27 protein-coding genes are annotated in these 22189 nt (G+C 36.6%); 19 read left to right on the top strand and 8 right to left on the bottom strand.

Features of this window, described 5'->3' with window-relative positions; all coding sequences use genetic code 11:
* Positions 1–38 precede the first annotated feature (38 nt).
* The 4 genes from pfkA (at position 39) to AAAY30_RS00500 (ending at position 3835) form a co-directional block, all read left to right on the top strand.
* Positions 39–1007 (top strand): 6-phosphofructokinase, encoded by a 969-nt coding sequence (gene pfkA, locus AAAY30_RS00515; RefSeq protein WP_022235384.1) that lies wholly within the window; start codon positions 39–41, stop codon positions 1005–1007.
* A gap of 99 nt (positions 1008–1106) precedes the next feature.
* Positions 1107–2591, top strand: a complete 1485-nt coding sequence (locus AAAY30_RS00510; protein ID WP_499215647.1) for an MORN repeat-containing protein — start codon at positions 1107–1109, stop codon at positions 2589–2591.
* A 4-nt stretch (positions 2592–2595) separates the two neighbouring features.
* Entirely contained in the window at positions 2596–3402 is an 807-nt protein-coding gene (locus tag AAAY30_RS00505) for a mechanosensitive ion channel family protein (RefSeq protein ID WP_302190568.1), read from the top strand.
* Between the two features lie 82 nt (positions 3403–3484).
* Entirely contained in the window at positions 3485–3835 is a 351-nt protein-coding gene (locus AAAY30_RS00500) for a hypothetical protein (RefSeq protein WP_252559960.1), read from the top strand.
* A gap of 122 nt (positions 3836–3957) precedes the next feature.
* Here the strand turns inward: AAAY30_RS00500 and sigE are convergent, their stop codons facing one another.
* The 3 genes from sigE to AAAY30_RS00485 all read right to left on the bottom strand — a co-directional run bounded on the left by sigE (position 3958) and on the right by AAAY30_RS00485 (position 6558).
* The gene (sigE, locus tag AAAY30_RS00495) at positions 3958–4659 is read right to left on the bottom strand and encodes an RNA polymerase sporulation sigma factor SigE (RefSeq protein WP_022235388.1); all 702 of its coding nucleotides are present in this window, start codon (positions 4657–4659) and stop codon (positions 3958–3960) included.
* A gap of 14 nt (positions 4660–4673) precedes the next feature.
* Complete coding sequence (locus AAAY30_RS00490; RefSeq protein WP_337781686.1) at positions 4674–5471, bottom strand: sigma-E processing peptidase SpoIIGA; 798 nt, start codon at positions 5469–5471, stop codon at positions 4674–4676.
* A gap of 214 nt (positions 5472–5685) precedes the next feature.
* Positions 5686–6558, bottom strand: a complete 873-nt coding sequence (locus AAAY30_RS00485; protein ID WP_022235390.1) for a DegV family protein — start codon at positions 6556–6558, stop codon at positions 5686–5688.
* 88 nt (positions 6559–6646) lie between these two features.
* Here AAAY30_RS00485 and AAAY30_RS00480 point away from each other — a divergent pair, with 88 nt between their 5' ends.
* The 4 genes from AAAY30_RS00480 to tsf all read left to right on the top strand — a co-directional run bounded on the left by AAAY30_RS00480 (position 6647) and on the right by tsf (position 9912).
* Positions 6647–6934, top strand: a complete 288-nt coding sequence (locus tag AAAY30_RS00480) for a PRC-barrel domain-containing protein (protein ID WP_022235391.1) — start codon at positions 6647–6649, stop codon at positions 6932–6934.
* 286 nt (positions 6935–7220) lie between these two features.
* The gene (locus AAAY30_RS00475) at positions 7221–8042 is read left to right on the top strand and encodes a hypothetical protein (RefSeq protein ID WP_302186353.1); all 822 of its coding nucleotides are present in this window, start codon (positions 7221–7223) and stop codon (positions 8040–8042) included.
* A gap of 178 nt (positions 8043–8220) precedes the next feature.
* Positions 8221–8955 (top strand): 30S ribosomal protein S2, encoded by a 735-nt coding sequence (gene rpsB, locus AAAY30_RS00470; protein WP_022235393.1) that lies wholly within the window; start codon positions 8221–8223, stop codon positions 8953–8955.
* Between the two features lie 45 nt (positions 8956–9000).
* Positions 9001–9912: a translation elongation factor Ts gene (tsf, locus tag AAAY30_RS00465; RefSeq protein WP_499222336.1), complete on the top strand. Its 912-nt coding sequence runs from the start codon at positions 9001–9003 to the stop codon at positions 9910–9912.
* Positions 9913–10311: 399 nt separating this feature from the next.
* On the opposite strand, the gene AAAY30_RS00460 is transcribed toward tsf, so the two are convergent.
* Positions 10312–10977, bottom strand: a complete 666-nt coding sequence (locus tag AAAY30_RS00460) for a YcxB family protein (protein ID WP_337781685.1) — start codon at positions 10975–10977, stop codon at positions 10312–10314.
* A gap of 176 nt (positions 10978–11153) precedes the next feature.
* Positions 11154–11486 carry a helix-turn-helix domain-containing protein gene (locus AAAY30_RS00455; protein WP_337781684.1) on the bottom strand — a complete coding sequence of 111 codons (333 nt, stop codon included), beginning with the start codon at positions 11484–11486 and terminating at the stop codon, positions 11154–11156.
* A gap of 122 nt (positions 11487–11608) precedes the next feature.
* Between AAAY30_RS00455 and AAAY30_RS00450 the strand changes: the two genes are divergently transcribed.
* Genes AAAY30_RS00450 through AAAY30_RS00440 form a run of 3 tightly spaced genes read left to right on the top strand, consistent with a single transcriptional unit; the run spans position 11609 to position 12520 of the window.
* Positions 11609–11803, top strand: a complete 195-nt coding sequence (locus AAAY30_RS00450; RefSeq protein WP_337781683.1) for a hypothetical protein — start codon at positions 11609–11611, stop codon at positions 11801–11803.
* Positions 11804–11805: 2 nt separating this feature from the next.
* Complete coding sequence (locus AAAY30_RS00445) at positions 11806–12051, top strand: hypothetical protein (RefSeq protein WP_337781682.1); 246 nt, start codon at positions 11806–11808, stop codon at positions 12049–12051.
* Positions 12017–12520 carry an SHOCT domain-containing protein gene (locus tag AAAY30_RS00440; RefSeq protein WP_499215648.1) on the top strand — a complete coding sequence of 168 codons (504 nt, stop codon included), beginning with the start codon at positions 12017–12019 and terminating at the stop codon, positions 12518–12520. The genes AAAY30_RS00445 and AAAY30_RS00440 overlap by 35 nt, the downstream gene beginning before the upstream one ends.
* 112 nt (positions 12521–12632) lie before the next feature.
* On the opposite strand, the gene AAAY30_RS00435 is transcribed toward AAAY30_RS00440, so the two are convergent.
* Both AAAY30_RS00435 and AAAY30_RS00430 read right to left on the bottom strand, forming a co-directional pair.
* Positions 12633–13175, bottom strand: a complete 543-nt coding sequence (locus tag AAAY30_RS00435) for an NADH peroxidase (RefSeq protein WP_022235396.1) — start codon at positions 13173–13175, stop codon at positions 12633–12635.
* Positions 13176–13231: 56 nt separating this feature from the next.
* Complete coding sequence (locus AAAY30_RS00430; protein ID WP_186934586.1) at positions 13232–13615, bottom strand: Fur family transcriptional regulator; 384 nt, start codon at positions 13613–13615, stop codon at positions 13232–13234.
* Positions 13616–13741: 126 nt separating this feature from the next.
* Between AAAY30_RS00430 and AAAY30_RS00425 the strand changes: the two genes are divergently transcribed.
* Genes AAAY30_RS00425 through AAAY30_RS00415 form a run of 3 tightly spaced genes read left to right on the top strand, consistent with a single transcriptional unit; the run spans position 13742 to position 15929 of the window.
* Positions 13742–14602, top strand: coding sequence for a polysaccharide deacetylase family protein (locus AAAY30_RS00425; protein ID WP_249376150.1), 861 nt, complete (start codon positions 13742–13744; stop codon positions 14600–14602).
* A 59-nt stretch (positions 14603–14661) separates the two neighbouring features.
* Complete coding sequence (locus AAAY30_RS00420; protein ID WP_499215649.1) at positions 14662–15204, top strand: N-acetylmuramoyl-L-alanine amidase family protein; 543 nt, start codon at positions 14662–14664, stop codon at positions 15202–15204.
* 53 nt (positions 15205–15257) lie between these two features.
* Positions 15258–15929: a lactate utilization protein gene (locus tag AAAY30_RS00415; RefSeq protein WP_302196346.1), complete on the top strand. Its 672-nt coding sequence runs from the start codon at positions 15258–15260 to the stop codon at positions 15927–15929.
* A 143-nt stretch (positions 15930–16072) separates the two neighbouring features.
* Here the strand turns inward: AAAY30_RS00415 and AAAY30_RS00410 are convergent, their stop codons facing one another.
* Complete coding sequence (locus AAAY30_RS00410) at positions 16073–16207, bottom strand: hypothetical protein (RefSeq protein WP_022235401.1); 135 nt, start codon at positions 16205–16207, stop codon at positions 16073–16075.
* Positions 16208–16261: 54 nt separating this feature from the next.
* On the opposite strand from AAAY30_RS00410, the gene AAAY30_RS00405 reads away from it, so the two are divergent.
* From AAAY30_RS00405 to AAAY30_RS00385, 5 genes are all read left to right on the top strand, one after another.
* The gene (locus AAAY30_RS00405) at positions 16262–17584 is read left to right on the top strand and encodes an RsmB/NOP family class I SAM-dependent RNA methyltransferase (RefSeq protein WP_249376147.1); all 1323 of its coding nucleotides are present in this window, start codon (positions 16262–16264) and stop codon (positions 17582–17584) included.
* On the top strand, positions 17584–18444 hold the full coding sequence (gene rsmA, locus AAAY30_RS00400; RefSeq protein ID WP_022235403.1) for a 16S rRNA (adenine(1518)-N(6)/adenine(1519)-N(6))-dimethyltransferase RsmA: 861 nt from the start codon (positions 17584–17586) through the stop codon (positions 18442–18444). The genes AAAY30_RS00405 and rsmA overlap by 1 nt, the downstream gene beginning before the upstream one ends.
* Positions 18444–18689: a TRADD-N-associated membrane domain-containing protein gene (locus tag AAAY30_RS00395; RefSeq protein WP_022235404.1), complete on the top strand. Its 246-nt coding sequence runs from the start codon at positions 18444–18446 to the stop codon at positions 18687–18689. The genes rsmA and AAAY30_RS00395 overlap by 1 nt, the downstream gene beginning before the upstream one ends.
* A gap of 200 nt (positions 18690–18889) precedes the next feature.
* Positions 18890–21493 carry a cation-translocating P-type ATPase gene (locus AAAY30_RS00390; protein ID WP_302196348.1) on the top strand — a complete coding sequence of 868 codons (2604 nt, stop codon included), beginning with the start codon at positions 18890–18892 and terminating at the stop codon, positions 21491–21493.
* Between the two features lie 156 nt (positions 21494–21649).
* Complete coding sequence (locus AAAY30_RS00385; protein ID WP_022235406.1) at positions 21650–22186, top strand: inorganic diphosphatase; 537 nt, start codon at positions 21650–21652, stop codon at positions 22184–22186.
* The last annotated feature ends 3 nt before the right edge of the window (positions 22187–22189 follow it).

Here is a 22189-nt window from a genome sequence, read left to right as displayed (position 1 = left end):
TAATTAAGAAGTAAAAAACCTTATGGAGGTATAATCAAATGGCTCAGAAATCAATAGCAGTATTAACAAGTGGCGGTGACGCTCCCGGTATGAATGCCGCTGTAAGAGCAGTAGTTCGTGCAGGTATAAATAAAGGAATGAGAGTTTACGGTGTTTACCGTGGATACAACGGATTACTTAACGGCGATGTTCAGGAAATGAATCTTCGCAGTGTATCTGATATAATCGGTTTTGGCGGTACAATGCTTTACACAGCAAGAAGTGAAGAGTTTGCTACTCCTGCAGGTATTAAGAAAGCAGCGGATTTTTGCAGAAGCATTGATGTATCGGGCGTTGTTGTAATCGGCGGTGACGGTTCTTTCAAGGGTGCTCGTGCTCTTACCAATGCAGGTATTAACTGTATCGGTATTCCTGGTACTATTGATAATGATATTGCTTGTTCGGAATATACAGTAGGCTTTGACACAGCAATGAATACAGCACTTCAGATGGTAGACCGTATTCGTGATACAGCACAGTCACATGACCGTTGTTCAATCGTAGAGGTTATGGGCAGACGCTGCGGTGATATTGCTTTGCAGACAGGTATCGCAACAGGTGCTACGGCTATTCTTGTTCCTGAAATTCCTTACAACATTGAAAGAGATGTTATTCAGAGAATTGTCAACACTCAGAAAACAGGTAAGAAACACTTTATCATTGTTGTTGCCGAGGGTGTAGGTAAGGTTGCTGAGCTTGCTAATTATATAGAAAACAGACTCGGTATTGAAACTCGTGCCACAATTCTCGGTCATGTTCAGCGTGGCGGTTCACCTACACTTCGTGACAGAGTTGTTGCAAGTGAGATGGGATTCAGAGCAGTAGAGTTGCTTGAGAAGAATCTCGGTAACCGTGTAGTAGCAATGAAAGACGGCAAAATCATTGATCTCGACATCAATGAGGCTCTTGATATGCAGCGTGTATTTGATGAAGATCTTTACAAGATTGCTATGACAATTTCTATCTGATAATTTATTCGGATTAATTTAATCGGTATTTAAAATGTCGGGGCGGACTATGTTCGCCCTGACTTTGTATTCTTATTTATTTGAAAGGATTTTCGCCTTATGATAACCTCTCAACAGGAATTGACAAGGGATTTGATTTTTTATTCTGTTTGTGTGTCGGATTTTGAAAAACTTGACTTTAAAAATGACGCACTTGCAGGAGTTCGTGCAAATTATTTTAATTCAAATCATCGTCCGCAAGCAGATGATACGGATATTTCTTTGGACGATGTTTCGTACAAGCTCTCTTACAAAATGAGTAAAAATCAGCCTTTATCTTGGAAAGTAACGAAAAACCTCCGCCCATATCAATCTGTAAAGCGTGAAACAGGCGGAATTTACTGTGTGAGATATTATACAGAAAATGCAACAGTCTATAAAAAGCAATTTTTTGACAGTTCGCATTTATGGATAAGGACGGAATATTTTGACAAAAGCATAGAGGGAGAAAGACTTTGTACTGTTTCTCCTAAAAAAATTGACGGTGTTATCGCAATTGAAAAAATACTTTTCAGCAATAACCATATGGTCGCCGGTGTTACTCTTTTTCCGTCAGACAAAAATCCCGAGAATAACAGCGCCGCACTTGTGTATTCAAATAACGGAATGATTTGGTATGACAGTGCGTTTGCTCCCGCTTCTTTGAATAAAGTCAATGCAAATTATAAGACGAAACACGCTAAACTTATGCTTGATGCAGATAAATTTTTGTTTGATTACAAGCCTGAAAATCCTATAGATTTATCATTGCTTGAATATCTTGACGATACATTTACAGAACCAAAGTCACAGGTTACGGCTTATGACAGAATTGAGAAAATTCTTGAGGAGGCACATAAGAAAAATAAAAATCTGTTCGGTCAGGTTATTGAACATTCGGGTGTCGAAGTAGCAGATGAAGAAACCGATGTTCTAGCACAAACCGATGAAAGCGTTGAAGAAAAAGTTACCGAAAATCACGATGATGAAGTTATCGAACAGGCTGAAAAGTTTGAAAAATCCGACGAAACGGAAAGTAAAGACGATAATAATTTACAAAATACCGTTGTTGAGGAAGGTGATGTTATAACTGCAGAAGAAGAAAGAAAATCTGACGCAGTGGTAAGCACTACTTCGGGCAATTATGAGTATTTTGGTGCGGTTGATGAAAACGGTTTGCGTACAGGCAGAGGAAGAACCGTATCTCCAAGCGGAATTACAGCGTATGACGGTGAATATGCACAAGGCAAGCGTGACGGCTTTGGTGTATTTTACTATAAAAACGGTGATATTAACTATGTCGGCGATTGGAAAGAGAATCAACGCAGCGGCGCAGGTGTAGGATACAGAACTTCTGACGGAACAATGCATATAGGTAAATGGGAGAATAATTCTCCGACAAACTACGGCGCAAGGTTTAATAAAGACGGTACATTTATTGATGTTGCCGATTATGCAAACGGAGTTAAAAACGGAAAATGCATTTCTTTAGACGAGAATGGCAATTTCTATATTTCAATATGGGAAAACGGAAAGAAAATTTCAGAACATATTATTGAATGGTGATAAAATGGATGATTTTGATTTTATTTCTGCACTAAATTCTTTTAATGAAAAATATTTGCCGAAAATTCTTATTTTTCTGCTTGTATTTGTTGTAGGCAGTTTAATTGTAAAATTACTGTTAAAGCTAATCAGAAAAATTATTGATAAAAGTAAGATTGAGCGTACTGTTATTACATTTTTCTTTTCTATATTAAAAATAGTTTTATATTTGATTGTTGTTATGACAGCACTCTCTACAATCGGAGTTAATGTTTCTTCAATCATAACTACATTTGCCGCTGCGGCAATTACTGCCGGTCTTGCATTGCAGGAATCACTGGGAAATGTGGCGAGTGGCGTGGTAATTCTTATAAGTAAACCTTTTGTTGCAGGAGATATTCTTGAATTTGAGGGCATAAAAGGATATGTTAGAAGTATTCGTGTTTTTTCAACTCAAATTCATACTTTTGACAATAAAATTGTAAATATTCCAAATTCAAGACTTACCGCAAACAATGTAACAAACTGTACAGGTCAGACAAACCGCAGAATTAATTTGTCATATACTGTAGGCTATGATGATGACATTGACCTTGTTCGTAAGATAATTCTTGACCTTGCAAAGTCAGATGAAAGGGTTTTAAAAGATCCCGAACCAAAGGTATATGTTGATAAATATCTTGACAGCGGTATTCAAATTGTTGCTTGGGTGTGGGTAGAACCCGATGATTATTACGGTGTTTATTATATGATGCAGGAAAATGTACTAAAAGAATTTAAAAAGAACGGAGTAACAATTCCGTATCCGCATATTCAGCTTGTTAAAGAATAAAAATTCATAAAATCAAAACTATTGCTAAAAATAATAGTGCCTTCATTTGAGGGCACTATTTTTGTTTATTAAGGATGGTTTTATGAAAAAAATAATTGCTGCATTGCTTGCAACCATTGCATTTGCTACGGCACTTACAGGTTGCGGCGGTAATAAGAATAATTCTAAAAACGAAACTTCTGCACATAGTTCCGCAACTTCCGAGAATTCCAAAAACGAAGACTCTAAATCAGACGATAAAAACAAAGTCGAGAGTAAAGCCGATTCTATGACAGATGATGCCGAGCGTAACGGCAGAGTTCGTGACGGTGACGGAATTATCGGAAATGAAGAATACGAAAATCGTGACGACGGTTTAACAGACGGTGTTGAAGATTATGTAGAGGGCAGAATGGAAAACGGCTCTACACTTGCTGATGATGCGATTTTTTAATGAAAAACGGGCGTTTTTAAGCGCCCGTTTCATCTTATGGATTATTTATTGAAAAATGAAGAATTATAGTTTAGTGTATAGCTTAATTAAGAATTAAAAATTTAGGTTAAGTTATACAGTCATTATACAGCTTTTTCAAGTTCATGCTTAAGCCTGCGAATAATCTTTTTTTCTAATCGAGAAATATAGGATTGTGATATACCGAGTTTGTCGGCAACCTGTTTTTGTGTATGTTCTTTTCTGCCGTTAAGACCGAATCGCAATTCCATAATCAAACATTCTCTTTGATTAAGTTTTGACACCGCTTGCAGTACAAGCCTTTTTTCAAGTTCATTTTCAATATCTTTATTTACAAGGTCAGGGTCACTTCCTAAAATATCACATAATAACAGTTCGTTGCCGTCCCAATCTGTATTTAACGGTTCATCAATAGATACTTCGTTTTTCAATTGAGAGGATTTTCGCAGGAACATCAGTATTTCATTTTCAATACAGCGTGAAGCATATGTAGCAAGTTTTATGTTTTTTTCGGGTGAAAATGTTTTTACCGCTTTTATAAGCCCTATAGTTCCTATTGAAATTAAATCCTCTGCGCTTGCGCTCGGCGAATCGTATTTCTTGGCAATATATACAACAAGTCTTAAGTTATGGGTAATCAATTCTTCTCTGGCACTGTTGTCACCGTCTGTTATTCTTTGCATTATTTCGGCTTCTTCTGATTTTGTAAGAGGCGGAGGCAGAGTTTCACTTCCGTTAATATAAAATACTTCATCGTCAAAATTAAAAAATAATCTTATTTTTCTTAGAATCTGCATAATGTTCATTGCAATTTCTCCTGTCAGTTATTGATAAGTTCACTTGGTATTATTGCCTTTATATCATCTTTAAAGATGTTTTCGCAAATTCCTATATAAACCGAATTATCCGCTTCCTTTCCGTCAATAATAATGTTGTCGGCACAAAAGCCTTGCAATATTCCGCTGCCGCCAAGGCTTGTGAACGGAATTAATCTGACCTTTGTTTTGTCGGGAACAAAATCATTAAACACCTCTTTTTCGGCTACTATCACGCTCTTGCCCGAAAACGGCTCTTTTACATTGCAGCCTGTATCAAGTTTTGCGTTAAATATATAGCACTTGTCATTTATTTTTATTTCTATATTATGAATATCTGACTTGTAAACGATTTTCGTCAGTTTTTTTATAAGTAAAAGAATATAATAGCATACGAGGGTAAGAATTATCAGCAAAACAGGGGAGATGTCAAAGTAAATTACATCATTGTATATTCCCATACCTTTTGGTTTAAAAGCGAGGTATATAAAAATCATAAGTCCGCCAAAAGAAAATGAAAGTGCAAAGAAAATAAGTACCCGCTTTATGTATGTTTTAATTTTGCATTTTCCAAAGGTAATAAAAATTATTAACATAGCGACCGCTAAATCGGTGAGAATATTTAATCCGAACGGCAGTACAGGGAGCAGAGCGGTGAGGCTGAAAAGTCCGCCGACAATACTTCCTATTATTACTCTGAAATATTTTATATTTGAACCGATGATTTTCTTTGTCAGCATCAGTAAAAAATAATCTATAAATATGTTTACCGTGATTAGAACATCAATGTAAATATTATTCATAAAAAGCCCCTTTACTATTATTACATACATTCAAAATAATAAATGTCAAATTGTGTATAGGAGGTAAAATATGATTGTCGGTATAATTATAGGTGTATTTATAGGAGGCATTATCGGAGTAAGCATAATGTGTCTGCTGTATTATCATAATTGAAGAAAATAAAAACGGCTGAGTCTTCGCTTTGAAAACTCAGCCGTATATTTTGCCTGAATATTAAGATTTTAAATTTCTTGTGCCGAGGAAAAGAATAGCAAGCATGCCTGAACCTACATGAGAACCGATAACCGGACCTATATCGCAGATAATTGATTTTTTGCACATACCCTTGATTCTTTTTTGAAGTTCAAGAGCACCTTCTTTGTTGTCTGCATGACCGATAAATACAGTCTGCTCTTTCGGGTTTTCAGCGTCACGCTCAAAATGCGAAACAAGAGAATTATACACATTGCTTGCGCCTCTTACTTTACCTACATTAATAAGATGACCTCCTTCATCTACACTTATAAGAGGTTTAATCTGCAAAGCCTTACCGAATGTAGCCGCAACGGCGGAAATTCTGCCGCCTCTCTTAAGATGGTCGAGGTCTTCAACAATGAACCAGTGACAAACCTTGAGTTTAATATCATTGATATACTGTTCAAGCTCTTCGATTGAAACACCTTCTGTGTACTTCTGACCTGCAAGGTAAATAAGCAGGCCAAGTCCGACAGAGTCGCACATAGAATCAATAATAACAATTTTTCTGTCAGAATATTTTTCCTGCAAATCTTTTACAGCCATAAGACAAGTGTTATAAGTTCCGCTAAGACCTGTACAGATACCTGTATAAAGTATATCCTTTCCGGCTTTTAAATACGGTTCAAAATAATTTATAAAATTATTGTAGTTAATTTGGGTGGTTTTTGAGTCAATACCGCTTTTGAGTTTAGAATAAAAGTCATCAAGACTCATCATTCTTGCATCTGCATAGTGGAGGTAAGACTTGTCCTCCATAGTAAATTCCATTGGCAGAATTTCAACATTAATCTCCTTGGCAATTTCAGCAGAAAGGTCACAGGAGGAATCGGTCATAAAAATATAATCCATAAAAACATCTCCTTTGTAGTGTACATTTGTCATATAAGTTTATTCTATCAAATATATATATAAAAGTCAATGAATGGAGGCTTTTTTTATGAATTGCAGACTTACAGATATAAGACATAAGGAAGTAATAAGTGCGTGTGACGGCTGCAGAATAGGTTTTGTGGATGATGTTATAGTAGATACCAAGTGTGCAAAAATAGTGTCGCTTGTTATATTCGGCAGGAGCAGTTTTCTGGGTTTTATAGGTAAATGTGAGGATTATATAATTCCGTGGGAGAAAATTGAACTTATAGGAGAAGATACAATTATCATATCCTGTTCCATGCCGAATCCCGTAAAAAGGTGCAAAAAGCCAAGATTTAAAGAGAAATTTTAAAAAAATTGATTTTCTACCTATTTTGCACAATCCACTAAGAAGTATTCGCTAATTTATGCAAATTAAACAATTATTTATGTTTATGAGAAAATTAAAATTTGATTGTTACAACAATATAACAAAAGTAACAAAAAATAACAGGGCTGAAAATTTGCATTTTTCAAAAAAATGTGGTTTAATAACAACGAATTGTGTGTTTGATAAAATTTTAACGACTAAAGGAAGTCGCATAAAACACAGCCGAATATTGGTTTTGAATTATGCTAATCACAGGGAGGATAAATTTTTGAGAACAAATAATAAACATACAGAAAATGGCAAAAAACAGGTTACTGCAAAAAAGACAAGCAGAGCACTTAAACCTATTTCTTTTATAAGTGCTATAATACTGGCATCTGCTTGCCTGCTTATTCCTACCACAACACTTGCGCCAAGTGTTGATGCTTATGCTGACAGCAGAGCGGCTGCATACTCCGTTGGCGGTATTGATACTTTCTCACAGTCAATTGCTGAAAATTGTGCGGAAACAGTACCTACGGAAACTGCTGACAAAAAAGCAGAGGAAACCACAGCGGCAACCAAAACGACAGAAAAGGCTACCAAGCCTACAACAGCTCCCGCAAAGGAGAACAAAACAGAAACTAAGGCAACTACTAAGCCTGTTGAAGAAAAAGAAGAAGAAACACAGCCTACAGAGAGTGTACAGACTTATCTTGTAAGTATTGATAATCCTGACACATCTTATTCTCCGAGCAGGGTAACTCTTTCTGATTATGACAGAGCAAAACTCGAGCGCCTTGTAATGGGTGAGGCAGGTACTATGGGTTATGAGGGATGTGCTCTCGTTGCTCAATCAATCAGAGATGCTATGAACCTTTCCGGTAATACATCTATTGATTACATTATAGATGAATATAAGTACTATGCCCCGACAAACATTGAGCCAAACTCAGATGTTAAAGCAGCGGTTTCTTATATTTTTGACAACAACGGTTCGGCTGTTCAGCACAGAATCATCTGTTTTTACACAGGTGAAAGTAAATGGCACGAAACACAGAATTTCATTATCAGCTGCGGTAATGTAAGATTTTTTGATCTGGCAGTCTGATACATACAATATGCAAAAAATCAAGTGTTATTTCAAAAAAACACTTGATTTTTTTGCATTTTATGGTATAATAATATAGCATTTCGCACGTTGGGCTTGTCGGAACGGTGGCAAATTGCTCTTAACCCGATAAAAATCAAGGCCCGGCGGAGGTTTTAACCTAAGGAGGATATTTAAAATGGCAGTAGTTTCAATGAAACAGCTCTTAGAAGCAGGTGTACACTTTGGTCACCAGACAAGAAGATGGAACCCTAAGATGGCTGAATACATCTTCACAGAGCGTAACGGTATTTACATTATTGACCTTCAGAAGAGCGTTAAGAAGCTCGAAGAGGCTTACAACTTTGTTCGTGAGCTTTCAGCAGAAGGCAAGAGCGTACTCTTTGTAGGTACAAAGAAGCAGGCTCAGGATTCAGTTAAAGAAGAGGCTCTCCGTGCAGGCGCTTACTATGTAAACGCAAGATGGCTCGGCGGTATGCTCACAAACTTTGCTACAATCCGCAGAAGAATTGCTCGTTTAAAGCAGCTCCGCACAATGCAGGAGGACGGTACATTTGATCTTCTTCCTAAGAAGGAAGTTATCAAGCTTAACCTTGAGATCGAAAAGCTTGAGAAGTTTATGGGCGGTATTAAGGATATGACTTCAATGCCGGGCGCACTCTTTATTGTTGACCCAAGAAAAGAGAGAATCGCCGTTGCTGAAGCTAAGAAACTCAACATTCCGATTGTTGCTATTGTTGATACAAACTGTGACCCTGATGAAATCGACTATGTTATCCCAGGTAACGATGACGCTATCCGTGCAGTAAAGCTTATTGCAGGTGCTATGGCTGACGCTATCATTGAGGGTAAAGAAGGTCAGATGGGTGCAGCTGCTGTTGAAGAAGAAACAGCAGAAGAGGCAGCTGAATAATTTTATTTATCTTATAATTATATCAATCGAAAGGATGTAATATAAATGGCAGCATTTACAGCTCAGGATGTTAAAACATTAAGAGAAAAAACAGGTTGCGGCATGATGGATTGCAAAAAGGCTCTCACAAATGCCGATGGTGATATGGACAAGGCTATTGACTTCTTAAGAGAGCAGGGCCTTGCAAAAGCAGCTAAAAAGGCAAGCAGAATTGCTGCTGAAGGTGTTGCTTATGCAACAACTAATGCGGACGCTTCTGTTGGCGTAGTTATCGAAGTAAACGCTGAAACAGACTTCGTTGCTAAGAACGATTCATTTATGGATTTTGTTAAGGCTTGTGCTCAGACAGTTATCGAGCAGAATCCTGCTGATGTTGATGAGCTTCTTATACTTAAGGCAGCAGGCTCAGAGCAGACAGTTGCTGAACTTCTCCAGGAGAAGATTCAGACAATCGGCGAGAACATCAAGATCCGTCGTTTTGAGCGTATGGAAGGTGCTTGCGTAGCTTATGTTCATGCAGGCGGTAAAATTGGCGTTCTTGTAAACTTCACAACTGACATTGCTGTAAACGATGAGTTCATTGCTTACGGTAAGGATGTAGCTATGCAGATTGCAGCTCTCAACACTCCATACCTTACAGAGGCTGATGTTCCGGCTGAAGTTATTGAGCATGAGAAAGAAGTTATGCGTCAGCAGGTTATTAACGAGGGTAAGCCTGAGGCAATTGCTGATAAGATCGTTATGGGTAAGATCGGCAAATTCTATAAGGAGAACTGCCTTGTAGATCAGGAGTTCGTTAAGGACAACAAGCAGACAATTAAGCAGTACACTAACAACACAGCTAAGGCTCTCGGCGGCAGCATTGAGATTGCTAAGTTCGTTCGTTTTGAGAAGGGCGAAGGCATTGAGAAGCGTCAGGACGATTTCGCAGCTGAAGTTGCAAGCATGGTTAAATAATTTAATATTTAATTATAATATTGCATAATTAATCCCACTCAAATTTTTTGAGTGGGATTTTTTGCATTTGGAAATAAAGCAATATAAGTATTTTTAGGTACTTTATCAAATGTTTGTTGGGTGAATTATTGATTGTCGCACAGCTTTAGCAAAATAATTAAAAATTTGGATTGGCTTTGGGCAGTGCCCCTAATATATTCCAATATAACAATGTATCAGGCTCAAACAGAGAGCTGTTCGGCTATCAAGAAATTGTGTAAGAGTAAAGTGTTTGTGGCTTTTCCTACACCCCCACGACCTTTGAAAAAGTCGACCAAACTTTTGTAATTGATTTGCAGTTGTATTAAGTCAAACTATAATTTATTAATGTTACCCCGATTTTTAGAATAGAACCGATTTCTATAAGACAGCAATTATCAAATTAATTACAAACAGAGCGATTGTAAGGCACATAAAAACAAAGGCGACCTTTTTTTGATTAGTAACATTAATAACAACTTTCTTTTTAATATTAGGAGATTTGCTGAATATGTAAGAAATAAAATCTACATTATTGATGTTGCTTTTAATATCTTTACCTATAATCAAAAACAAATTAAACTGTAATTTTAAAAGAATGTATTTTTCGGTTTCGTAAACGCCCGTAATGCTTGAATAATCAAATTCTCTTGATATATTCTTTGTTGCGGTAATAATTTTTTCGCCAAAGTAAGTAGTGTGAGTAATATACTTTTCGCCGGTAGTAAACAAAGCTCTTTTATAGCTGTTTTTGATATTTCTCTGTGTTTTAAAATATATTACTCCCATAAGCAAAACTATTACTGCGGATAATATCAGATATAATTGCATATCATCTGTAGTTTCACTTTGAAAATAATAATTAAAAGATTTTAGTATTAATATTCGTGTTGTTATAAAACCCGTTATGATAAATTCAATTATAAATATTATTGCCAATCTTTTATAGCTTACATTGTTAAAGTCTAAATAATCTTGTTCGTTCATCACAATTTTTGATTCAAAATCGTATTTATAATCACTGTAATTAATATTTTCATTATCCATTTTTAACACCTCAATACAATGTTATCATAATGATAAGTAAAAGTAAATAAAATGTTATAAAACAATCAAATTACAGCTGATTTTTTATAGAATAATAATAAAAAGGACATCGGTATATGAACAGCCGATGTCCTTTGAGTTTATCAGAAATGTAATTTGGCTACTATTCTTTGAATTTAGTCTAAAGACCTAAAATAAACTGATAAAAGCTCAAGTGCTGTTGCTTTTTCTTTACTACTGCACAAATGCAGTCTTTTGATAATTAATTCTTCATCAATAGAAGAATTTTGATTTTCTTCTTCAACAAGAAGTTCGTTTGGCGTTATGTTTAAAGCCTTACAAATATTTACAAGGGTTTCTGTACGCATATTTGTACTGCCTCTTTCAATATCGGCATATGTTCTGTCTGAAATATCGGCACGCTCTGCCACTTCGGCTTGAGTAAGACCCTTTTGCTTTCTGTAAAAAAGTAATTTATTGCCTATAATATGCAAATTAGTAATAAACATAATAATTCCTCCTAAATATGTATATATAGACATTTTACTTCCTGCTTTGCTTGACAAAAAGGAAGAATAGTAGTATAATTCAGGAAGAAAAGTTCCTATATTATACAAAAAGGAGTGGTAGAATGTCAAAAAAATATGTATTAAATACAGGGACAGGTGTTTTGCATATTAAAGGTTTTTGCTGTCACAGTAAAAGCATACTGTCAAATCACAAATCCTTTAACACAGAAGAGGAGGCTTATAACTACGCAGGTCGAAGAATTAGACCTTGCTGTTTGTGTCAAAAAGAAAAAGAAAAAAGAATACAAGGAGAATGAAAATGGAAGAAAAACTTATAATTAAAAGTAAAAGGTATAACCTAAAAGTATTTTTAATAATTATTATAATAATAGGTGCTTTGACATCTTGTATTTTGTTTGCAAACATTGATGCCGTGTCAAGCAACGCAAAATTGTATGATGAATGGCATGAAACTTATTTAGAACATCAAAACTCCGGTTATCATACGACACACTCCTATGATGACTGCTATGATTGCCAAAATGATCAAAGCCCACCCTATTAAATTATTATATCTTATTGATTATGCTTGGAATGCGCTTTTTGATGTAACTATGTATACATTGATACCATTTGGTGTTTCAATTTTAATCAGTATATTCGCGTTTGTTTGGCTGCGGAGTGAATTGATTGTTACAGATAAAAGAGTATACGGTAAGGCTACTTTCGGAAGGCGAGTTGATTTGCCCGTTGATTCGGTAACAGCTATTTCAACAGGTATATTAAAGGGAGTTGGAGTTGGAACATCCTCAGGAAAAATAAATTTTAAACTAATAAAAAATCGAGATGAAATTCATTCTGTAATTAGTAATATTTTGTTAGAAAGACAAAAAGATAATAAAGAAAGAACTGAAACGCAAGCTGTTAATTTCACTAATGCAGATGAAATTAAGAAATACAAAGAACTTTTAGAAAATGGCACGATTACGCAGGAAGAATTTGACGCAAAGAAAAAGCAGTTACTTGGTTTGTAAGTTAGTTAAGGGGGCGGAGATAGAACCGCTCCCTTTTTCTATAATTTATTATATACAAAAAAGGACACCGCATTTAATAGCGATGTCCTTTGTGCTTAAAATAAAATTAAAATCAGTCAGCAAAATATCTCTTTAAAAGACCTGCAAAGCCTGCACCGTGTCTTGCCTCGTCTTTAGCCATCTCGTGAACTGTATCGTGGATAGCATCAAGATTTTGAGCTTTTGCTCTCTTAGCAAGATCAAATTTGCCTTCGCAAGCGCCTGCTTCTGCCTCTGCACGCATTTGGAGGTTCTTCTTTGTGCTGTCTGTAATTACTTCACCGAGGAGTTCTGCAAACTTTGCAGCGTGCTCTGCCTCTTCAAAAGCATACTTAGTAAAAGCGGCTGAAATTTCAGGATAACCTTCTCTGTCAGCAACTCTTGCCATTGCAAGGTACATACCTACTTCTGAACATTCACCCTCAAAGTTAGCTCTGAGATCCTTTAAAATATCTTCGCTAACGCCCTGAGCTACGCCAACCTCGTGAACTGTTGCAAAAGACGCGCCCTCTACAACCTCTTTGAATTTGCTTGCAGGAGCTTTACACTGTGGGCAAAACTCCGGAGCTGTAGGTCCTTCATAAACATATCCGCATACTGTACAATACCATTTCATAATTTTTTCTCCTTTATAATAAATATATATTGTTAATTAAATACCGCTGTTCGGTATTAGTTATTACAGCAATCTGAACATTTGCCGTAGTAGATAACAAGTTTGCTATCAATAGTAAAGCCTTTATTTAAAAGTGCAAGGCTTTCCGACGATTTGCTGCCGTCATCTGCTACATCAATTACCCTACCGCAACAATTGCACACAAAATGTGTATGTGGGGAAGTGTTACCGTCAATGCGTTCTTCACCGTTTACATTACACACAACGCTTACCTTGCCTTCATTTTTAAATAATGAAATGTTACGGTAAACTGTGCCAAGGCTGAGGTCCGGATAATCGGGCTTAAGCTGTTCGTATATCCAACGGGCACTTGGGTGTGTCGTTGTACTGAGAATTGTGTTGTATATAGCGTTTCTTTTTGAGCTGAAATTTCTTTTCATTGCAACATTTTCTCCAAAAAATTGATAATGATTACTGATTGCAAATATATTATCATAACTTTAAATTATTATATTTACATAAAAGAATAATAAGAATTATTTTTATAAAAAATTTTGGAGGTATTTATGGGTAAAATATACAAAAACAGATTAAAACTGCTTTTAATGTGTCTTACCACAGTAATTCTGTCAATTTTTATACTTGCATCTCTTAGCGGTGCAAGCGAAATTTCGGAAAATGCTATAAAAATGCCGATTATAATGTATCATTCGGTATTAAAGGATAAATCAAGCCAAAATGATTATGTGATTTCACCTGATTTATTTGAAAGCGATTTAAAATATTTTCAGGAAAACGGTTATACAACCGTAACGGTAAATGATTTAATTGACTATGTTTATTCCGATAAAGCCTTACCTGACAAATGTGTGATGCTGACATTTGATGACGGATACTACAATAACTATAAATATGTTTTTCCGTTGTTAAAAAAATACAACGCAAAAGCTGTAATTTCACCCGTTGCAAAGTTCAGTGAGAACTTTACGGCAACAGGTGAAGAAAATGCAAACTACGGTCATCTTTTGAAAAAGAATATTAAAGAAATGTATGATTCCGGGCTTGTGGAATTTCAGAATCATTCATACAATATGCACACTTTGACGCCAAGAAAGGGAATAGGTAAAAAATATAAGGAAAGTGATGATGAATATAAAACTGCAATTACAAATGATATAAATAAGGCTCAGGAATATATAAAATCTATTACGGGCAACGCACCTACCGCATTTATTTATCCCTTCGGTGAAGAAAGCGGCTCAAGTCTTGAAATTCTTAAAGAGGCAGGCTTTTTGTCTACTTTAAATTGTACCGAAAAACTTAATTATGTAACTAAAAATCCCGAAAGTCTTTATGAACTCGGAAGATTTCGCAGAGATAATGCGGAATCAACCGTACAACTTATGGAAAAAATAAGCAAAAAATAAATTGCGGAATAATATATTGTATGGTGCGTGAGCATTATTTTTATAAAAGGAGAATTATTATGCCAAAGGTATATTTAAGTCCGTCACTTCAGGAGTATAATCCTTATGTTGACGGCGGAAATGAAGAATATTATATGAATCTTGTTGCCAACGCTATTGAGCCGTATTTGCTTGCAAGCGGAATAGAATTTGACAGAAACAGTCCCGAAATGACTTTGTCACAGGCGATAAAGGACTCTAATAATTCGGCAAATGATTTACATCTTGCAGTACACAGTAATGCTGCACCGGAGGGCTCGGCAGGCAGATATACCGGTGCTGATATATATTATTATCCGTCAAGCCTTAACGGAAAAAGGTTCGCTGAAATCTTACAACGAAATTATGAAAACATCTATCCGTATCCTGATGATGTAGATATTATTCCGACCACAAGCCTTGCGGAAGTCCGCAGAACAAAAGCACCGTCGGCATTGATAGAAGTAGCGTACCACGATAATCCCGAAGAGGCACAGTGGATAAGAGAAAATGTCGGAGCAATCGGAAAAAATCTTGCACAGTCGATTGCGGAGTATTTTGGAGTACCGTTTGTAGAGGCTTGAAATAGACGGCTATATAGTGTATAATTTAACAAAAAGCTAACGGAAGTGTAAGTATGAACGCTTTGAGCAACGAAACTAAACTTAAAATTGAAAAAACAATAAAAAATTTGAAAGCAAACAAGATGGATGCTTATTATTGTGATAACAAAGAAGACGCCTGCAATCTTGTAAAAACTCTGATTAAAAAGGGCGATGTAATATCAAGCGGCGGTTCTGTTACTCTTAAAGAAACAGGAGTGTATGATATTATTACTTCTTCCGATTATAAGTATCTTGACAGAGCGGCAGAGGGAATTACTCCCGAAGAGGTGGAAGAGGTTTATTATAAGACTTTTTCTTCCGATGTTTACTTTGCGAGCAGTAATGCGATTACAGAAAACGGAGAACTGTATAATGTTGACGGCAATTCTAACCGTGTTGCGGCAATTTTATATGGTCCTAAGAGTGTTATACTTGTTTGCGGTTATAATAAAATTGTAAAAAACATTGATGAGGCAATTGACAGAGTAAAGAGAATTGCCGCACCGAGCAATACAATAAGATTAAATATTGAAACTCCATGCGGCAAAACAGGTAAATGTATTACAGCAGACAAAGAGGGCGCAGAACTTTGTTCGGGCTGCAAAAGTGACAGAAGAATTTGCTGTAACTATGTAGTTTGCGCTCAACAAAGACATAAGGACAGAATTAAGGTAATAATTATAGGTGAAAAATACGGATATTGATATATTAAAATTTAATTAAATAACAATAGAATTATTCCATTAATTGTTTTTGTGAATTATTGATTTTAAAAAATATGTACTGTTTAAGGCAAGCCATACCTTTGTTTCTAAAAATATGGCTTGCCGCACAGTTATGAACCCGATTAGTGAAAGTTGTTATTCTGATTCTTGTTCTGGCTGTTCTTCTGGTTTTTATTCTGGTTGTTATTCTGATTTTTGTTCTGATTCTGGTTATTGTTCTGGTTCTGATTGTTATTCTGATTCTGGTTGAAGTTCATATTAGCACCTCCCTCCGATATGCTTATTATTATCGTTTCTAAGGAATTTATACAATGAATATTTTTTTAGATAAAATGAAAGCTCTGCTCGGTGACGAGTTTGACGATTTTTTAAAATTTTATAATTCAAGCGGAGAACATTACAGAGGCTTAAGAGTAAATACTCTGAAATGTTCTGTGGAAAAACTTGAAAAATTACTTAATTTTGATTTAAAATCCGCTCCTTTTTGCAGTGAAAGCTTTTATATTCCGAATGAAATTACTTCGCTCGGTAATAACCCTTTGCATCATGCAGGCGCTTTTTATATACAAGAGCCGTCTGCTTCTTCGGCAGTAACAATGCTTGATGTGCAGGAGGGCGACTATGTACTTGACCTTTGCGCAGCACCGGGCGGCAAGAGTACGCAAATTGCCGCTAAGCTCAATTCAAAAGGCTTTTTATGGAGCAATGAAATTGTCAAAAACAGAGCTAATATTCTGCTTTCTAATATTGAAAGAATGGGTATAAGAAATGCCACGGTTTCAAATGCGTATCCCGAGGTGCTTTGTGACAGGCTTGCCGGCTGTTTTGACAAAGTGCTTGTTGACGCTCCTTGCAGCGGTGAGGGAATGTTCAGAAAAGACTCAACTGCCGAAAGCGAGTGGAGTGACGAGCATGTAAAAAGCTGTGCGGAGAGACAGTTAAAAATTTTGAACAGTGCTAAGAATGCGCTTAAAGACGGCGGAGTTATGGTGTATTCCACCTGTACCTTTTCAGTTGAAGAAAATGAGGGTGTTATCGGCAGGTTTTTAGAGGAAAATCCTGATTTTAAACTTGAAGACGCAAATGTAAATTTTGGCAGACCGACGCTTGAATATGCACGAAGAATTTTTCCGATGGACGGCGGTGAGGGACATTTTGCCGCAAGATTGAAAAAATCGGGCGAATTATATAAAAATTCTTTTACGGAAAACAGTAAAAAGAAAATTGACAGTAAAATTTTTGATTTTTACGACAGCCTGTTTATAGGCAGACCGTTTGGTGAAAATATTGAAGTGATAGGCGATAAAATTATTGTTTTGCCGCAGGAATATGTATCGTATGAAAAGCTGCCCGTTTTACGCAGCGGAATAATTTTGGGACAAATAGTTAAAAACAGAATCGAACCGCATCATTCGGCATTTATGGCGGCAAAGGCAGATGAGTGTGTTTCAAAAGTGGATTTTGATGTAAATTCTGCGGAAATTAAAGCGTTTCTTCACGGTGAAGAAGTTGCCGTTGACAATAATATTAAAGGATACACTGCTGTCTGCGTAAACGGAATTACTGTGGGATTTGGCAAATGCTCAAATGGCAGACTAAAAAATAAATATCCGAAAGGACTTAGACTTTTATAATGAATAACTTATCTGATATAGGAAAAATTAAAGAGATACTTTCAAAACACGGCTTTACATTTTCAAAATCACTTGGTCAGAACTTTCTGATTAATCCGTCTGTATGCCCGAGAATGGCAGAGTACAGCGGTGCAGGCGAGGGTGTAGGTGTAATTGAAGTCGGTCCGGGTATCGGTGTACTTACAAATGAGCTTTGTCAGCTTGCCGATAAGGTAGTGGCAGTAGAACTTGATAAAAGACTTCTGCCTGTTCTTGAAGAAACCCTTGGCGAATACGATAACTTAAAAGTAGTAAACGAAGATGTACTTAAACTTGATTTACACAAGCTGATTGCGGAAGAATTTGCGGGAATGAAGGTTGTTGTCTGTGCTAACTTACCTTATTACATAACATCTCCCGTTATTATGAAACTGCTTGAGGACAGACTGCCGATAGAGGCAATAACCGTAATGGTTCAGAAAGAGGCGGCACAGAGGATTTGTGCGGAAGTCGGTACAAGACAGAGCGGTGCGGTTACTGTGTCTGTAAATTATTATGCCGAGCCTGAAATGCTGTTTGGCGTAAGCGCAGGTTCTTTTATGCCTGCCCCGAAAGTCGATTCGGCAGTAATAAGACTTAATGTAAGAAAAGAGCCGCCTGTAAAGGTTGAGAGTGAAAAACTGTTATTCAATGTAATAAAAGCGGCTTTTTCACAGAGAAGAAAAACTCTTGCAAATTCGCTTAGTTCGGGACTTTCTGTTGAAAAAGGCAAGATAAATGAGCTTTTGATTAATTCGGGAGTAGAAACAAACGCAAGAGCGGAAAAGCTGACTCTTGATGACTTTGCGAATATTACAAACAATTTGCAGGAGATGATGTAATGAAAAAGCAAAAAATGAATGTTCTTTTTAAAATTGCGTTTATTTTACTTATAATATGCGTATTGCTTATATTAGCATCAATTATTATTGCCTATGCTTTTGACAGCGAAAAATGGTCGGCAATCACTTCCGCAAGCGGAGTTTTGCTTGCAACCGTAGGAATAATTCTCGGAATGTTAAGCAAACCTAAGAAAGTAAAGTTAAAAGATGAAAATAAAGAAAAACAGTTGACAAAAACCGAATAATCTGATAGAATAAAACCACTGTAAAGGGGAGTAGTTTGCAGATAATCTGTGGTACAATTCGTCAATCTCATACCTTATGGTATCGGTTGTATCTTAAAAAACGAGACTTTTATTGTATGATAATTGCGTTTGCAATATTTTACAATAAAAGTCTTTTTGTTTGCTTACTTTCTTTTATTAAGAAAAAATATGGAGGAATTATGATGAACTGGTATCAGTTGACCAAAGAACAAGTGCTTGAAAAGCTCGGTGTTACAAAGGACGGACTGAGCTCAAAAAAAGCCGAAGAATTATTGCAAAAAAACGGCGAAAATGTTTTGCAGGAGGGAAAGCGAAAAACCGCTTTGCAAGTGTTTCTCAGTCAGTTTGCGGATTTGCTTGTAATTATTCTTATTATTGCTGCAATTATTTCAATGTTTTCGGGTAATATTGAAAGCACTATAGTAATTTTTGCGGTAATTACACTTAATGCCATTCTCGGTACAGTCCAGCATATTAATGCGGAAAAATCACTTGACAGTTTAAAGTCACTTTCATCTCCGAATGCAAAAGTAATTCGTGACGGACAGAAAATTGAAATTCCGTCAAAAGAAGTGGTTGAGGGTGATATGGTTGTGCTTGAGGCGGGTGACCTTGTAGTAGCTGACGGCAGAATTATAAATAATTATTCTTTACAGGTAAATGAAAGCTCACTTACGGGCGAATCAACTAATGTTGATAAAAACGATGATAACATTACTGCGGAAGTCCCGCTCGCAGACAGAACAAATATGGTATATTCGGGCAGTTTGGTAACCTACGGCAGAGCTATTGTAGCTGTTACAGGCACAGGTATGAATACCGAAATAGGCAAGATTGCAAGCCTTATGAATGCGGCAAAAGAAAAGAAAACTCCTTTGCAGGAGAGCCTTGATAAATTCTCAAGCAAACTTGCGATTATTATTCTTATTATTTCTGCGCTCGTATTCGGTTTAAGCCTTTTAAATCATATGGCAATTCTTGATGCGCTTATGTTTGCTGTTGCCCTTGCCGTTGCCGCTATTCCTGAGGCTTTGGGTTCAATTGTTACTATTGTACAGGCAATTGGTACTCAAAAAATGGCTAAGGAAAATGCAGTTATCAAAGATTTGAAAGCGGTTGAAAGCCTCGGTTGTGTATCTGTAATTTGTTCCGACAAAACAGGTACGCTTACTCAAAATAAAATGACTGTTCAGAAAATATATATCAACGGTGAAAGTATTTTTGAAGAAGAACTTGACCTTAATAATCAAAGCCACCGCTATTTACTTTACGATATGGTGCTTAATAACGATTCAAGCATTGTTGACGGAAAGGGAATAGGCGACCCTACAGAGTATGCGTTGCTTGAAACTCTAAGAAAACTCGGATACAACGAAGATGATTTGCGTTCGGGACTTAAAAGACTTGAGGAAGTGCCGTTTGATTCCGACCGTAAGATGATGAGCACAAAGTATAAACTTCACGGTGTGAATCATATATTGACTAAAGGTGCTATTGACGCTATTCTTGACAGATGTGACAGTATTGCGGCAAAGGACGGTGTTCGTCCGATTACTCAAGCCGACAAGGCAGATATACTCAAGCAGAATACAGAGTATTCCGAAAACGGCTTGCGTGTGCTTACTTTTGCTTACAAGGAGTCTGATGAAGAACTCAATGTAAATACGGAGTACGGATATACTTTCTTAGGACTTGTTTCTATGATTGACCCGCCTCGTGAGGAGTCAAAAGCAGCGGTTGCAGATGCTGTCAGAGCAGGTATTAAGCCTGTTATGATAACAGGTGACCATAAGATTACCGCCACTGCCATTGCAAGACAGATTGGTATTTTCAGAGAGGGAGATATTGCCGTAACAGGTATGGAGCTTGACGCAATGAGCGACAGTGAACTTGACCAAAAGATTGAAAAAATATCTGTCTATGCTCGTGTTTCACCCGAAAATAAAATCAGAATTGTTGAGGCTTGGCAGAGAAAGGGCAACATCGTTTCTATGACAGGTGACGGCGTAAATGACGCACCTGCACTCAAAAAAGCCGACATCGGTGTTGCAATGGGCATTACAGGTACAGAGGTATCTAAGGATGCAGCGTCTATGGTACTTCAGGATGATAACTTTGCAACAATTATTAAAGCTGTTGCAAACGGCAGAAATGTTTACAGGAATATTAAAAATGCAATTCTGTTCCTGCTTTCGGGCAATATGGCAGCTATATTTGCGGTAGTTTACGCATCACTTCTTGCTTTGCCTGTGCCTTTTGAGGCAGTTCATCTTCTCTTTATAAATCTTTTAACCGACTCGCTTCCGGCTATTGCTATCGGTATGGAGAAGCCCGAAAAAGATTTACTCTCGCAAAAACCGAGAGATCCTAAACAGGGTATTTTGACTAAAGAATTTTCCGCACTAATGCTTTTGCAGGGTGCACTGATTGCCGTTGTTGTAATGACTGCTTTCTATATAGGTTTGCAGGTTAATGCCGCAACTGCAAGTACAATGGCTTTTGCAACACTTACCCTTGCTCGTTTGTTCCACGGCTTTAACTGTCGTAGTAAGCATTCGATTTTTAAAATCGGTCTTACCTCTAATGTATATAGCCTGCTTGCTTTTGCGGCAGGTGTAGGACTTCTTGCTTTTGTAATTTTTGTACCGTTTATGCATCCGCTGTTTAAGATTGCGGAACTTACAGGCGCACAAATCGGATTTATTGCTCTGCTTGCTTTTATTCCGACTGTAATTATTCAGATTGCTAAGGTAATTGCTGAAAACATCAAAAAAAGTAAATAAAAGCAAAATCAGCCAAACTCAAGCAAAGATATATCTCTTTTAATAAAATAAATTTTATAAACCGCAGTATTGTTGTTAAAATATTATTAAAATTCTTGACAACTAACTGCGGTTTATTTATAATTAAGTTAAATAAATTTGTGAGGTGGCTTTATTATGAATATTTGGCACGATATATCACCAAAAAGGATTACATCAGAAAAATTTTACGCTGTTATTGAGATTTCAAAGGGCGGTAAAAATAAATATGAGCTTGATAAAGAAACAGGTATGTTAAAACTTGACCGTGTGCTTTTTACTTCAACTCATTATCCCGCAAACTACGGTTTTATTCCGAGAACTTATGCAGATGACGGAGATCCGCTTGATGTGCTTGTTCTTTGTTCCGAAACAATACAGCCAATGACACTTGTTGAGTGCAAGCCTATCGGTGTACTCAATATGATTGATAATGACAGCTGTGACGAAAAAATCATTGCTGTGCCTGTTAATGACCCTAACTATTGCGGTTACAATGACATTGCTGACCTTCCTCGTCACTATTTTGACGAAATTCAGCACTTTTTCCAGGTATATAAGAGCCTTGAAAGCGGTAAGGTTACATCTGTAACTGAAACCAACGGTGTTGAGATGGCTAAGGATATTATTAAAAAGTCAATCGACAGCTACATTAAAGATTTCCAGATGGCATAAACA

The sequence above is a fragment of the Ruminococcoides bili genome, from assembly GCF_040093295.1.
In the GTDB taxonomy this organism is placed as follows: Bacteria; Bacillota; Clostridia; order Oscillospirales; family Acutalibacteraceae; genus Ruminococcoides; species Ruminococcoides intestinale_A.
Note: the sequence above shows the minus strand (reverse complement) of the source record. Positions and strands in the feature narration are given on the sequence as shown.

What these genes read in the sequence shown, in the direction of transcription:
- pfkA (WP_022235384.1), top strand. Translation starts at nt 39, where the DNA reads ATGGCTCAGAAATCAATAGCAGTATTAACAAGTGGCGGTGACGCTCCC.
- AAAY30_RS00510 (WP_499215647.1), top strand. Translation starts at nt 1,107, where the DNA reads ATGATAACCTCTCAACAGGAATTGACAAGGGATTTGATTTTTTATTCT.
- AAAY30_RS00505 (WP_302190568.1), top strand. Translation starts at nt 2,596, where the DNA reads ATGGATGATTTTGATTTTATTTCTGCACTAAATTCTTTTAATGAAAAA.
- AAAY30_RS00500 (WP_252559960.1), top strand. Translation starts at nt 3,485, where the DNA reads ATGAAAAAAATAATTGCTGCATTGCTTGCAACCATTGCATTTGCTACG.
- sigE (WP_022235388.1), bottom strand. Translation starts at nt 4,659, where the DNA reads ATGAACATTATGCAGATTCTAAGAAAAATAAGATTATTTTTTAATTTT.
- AAAY30_RS00490 (WP_337781686.1), bottom strand. Translation starts at nt 5,471, where the DNA reads ATGAATAATATTTACATTGATGTTCTAATCACGGTAAACATATTTATA.
- AAAY30_RS00485 (WP_022235390.1), bottom strand. Translation starts at nt 6,558, where the DNA reads ATGGATTATATTTTTATGACCGATTCCTCCTGTGACCTTTCTGCTGAA.
- AAAY30_RS00480 (WP_022235391.1), top strand. Translation starts at nt 6,647, where the DNA reads ATGAATTGCAGACTTACAGATATAAGACATAAGGAAGTAATAAGTGCG.
- rpsB (WP_022235393.1), top strand. Translation starts at nt 8,221, where the DNA reads ATGGCAGTAGTTTCAATGAAACAGCTCTTAGAAGCAGGTGTACACTTT.
- tsf (WP_499222336.1), top strand. Translation starts at nt 9,001, where the DNA reads ATGGCAGCATTTACAGCTCAGGATGTTAAAACATTAAGAGAAAAAACA.
- AAAY30_RS00460 (WP_337781685.1), bottom strand. Translation starts at nt 10,977, where the DNA reads ATGGATAATGAAAATATTAATTACAGTGATTATAAATACGATTTTGAA.
- AAAY30_RS00455 (WP_337781684.1), bottom strand. Translation starts at nt 11,486, where the DNA reads ATGTTTATTACTAATTTGCATATTATAGGCAATAAATTACTTTTTTAC.
- AAAY30_RS00450 (WP_337781683.1), top strand. Translation starts at nt 11,609, where the DNA reads ATGTCAAAAAAATATGTATTAAATACAGGGACAGGTGTTTTGCATATT.
- AAAY30_RS00445 (WP_337781682.1), top strand. Translation starts at nt 11,806, where the DNA reads ATGGAAGAAAAACTTATAATTAAAAGTAAAAGGTATAACCTAAAAGTA.
- AAAY30_RS00440 (WP_499215648.1), top strand. Translation starts at nt 12,017, where the DNA reads ATGATTGCCAAAATGATCAAAGCCCACCCTATTAAATTATTATATCTT.
- AAAY30_RS00435 (WP_022235396.1), bottom strand. Translation starts at nt 13,175, where the DNA reads ATGAAATGGTATTGTACAGTATGCGGATATGTTTATGAAGGACCTACA.
- AAAY30_RS00430 (WP_186934586.1), bottom strand. Translation starts at nt 13,615, where the DNA reads ATGAAAAGAAATTTCAGCTCAAAAAGAAACGCTATATACAACACAATT.
- AAAY30_RS00425 (WP_249376150.1), top strand. Translation starts at nt 13,742, where the DNA reads ATGGGTAAAATATACAAAAACAGATTAAAACTGCTTTTAATGTGTCTT.
- AAAY30_RS00420 (WP_499215649.1), top strand. Translation starts at nt 14,662, where the DNA reads ATGCCAAAGGTATATTTAAGTCCGTCACTTCAGGAGTATAATCCTTAT.
- AAAY30_RS00415 (WP_302196346.1), top strand. Translation starts at nt 15,258, where the DNA reads ATGAACGCTTTGAGCAACGAAACTAAACTTAAAATTGAAAAAACAATA.
- AAAY30_RS00410 (WP_022235401.1), bottom strand. Translation starts at nt 16,207, where the DNA reads ATGAACTTCAACCAGAATCAGAATAACAATCAGAACCAGAACAATAAC.
- AAAY30_RS00405 (WP_249376147.1), top strand. Translation starts at nt 16,262, where the DNA reads ATGAATATTTTTTTAGATAAAATGAAAGCTCTGCTCGGTGACGAGTTT.
- rsmA (WP_022235403.1), top strand. Translation starts at nt 17,584, where the DNA reads ATGAATAACTTATCTGATATAGGAAAAATTAAAGAGATACTTTCAAAA.
- AAAY30_RS00395 (WP_022235404.1), top strand. Translation starts at nt 18,444, where the DNA reads ATGAAAAAGCAAAAAATGAATGTTCTTTTTAAAATTGCGTTTATTTTA.
- AAAY30_RS00390 (WP_302196348.1), top strand. Translation starts at nt 18,890, where the DNA reads ATGATGAACTGGTATCAGTTGACCAAAGAACAAGTGCTTGAAAAGCTC.
- AAAY30_RS00385 (WP_022235406.1), top strand. Translation starts at nt 21,650, where the DNA reads ATGAATATTTGGCACGATATATCACCAAAAAGGATTACATCAGAAAAA.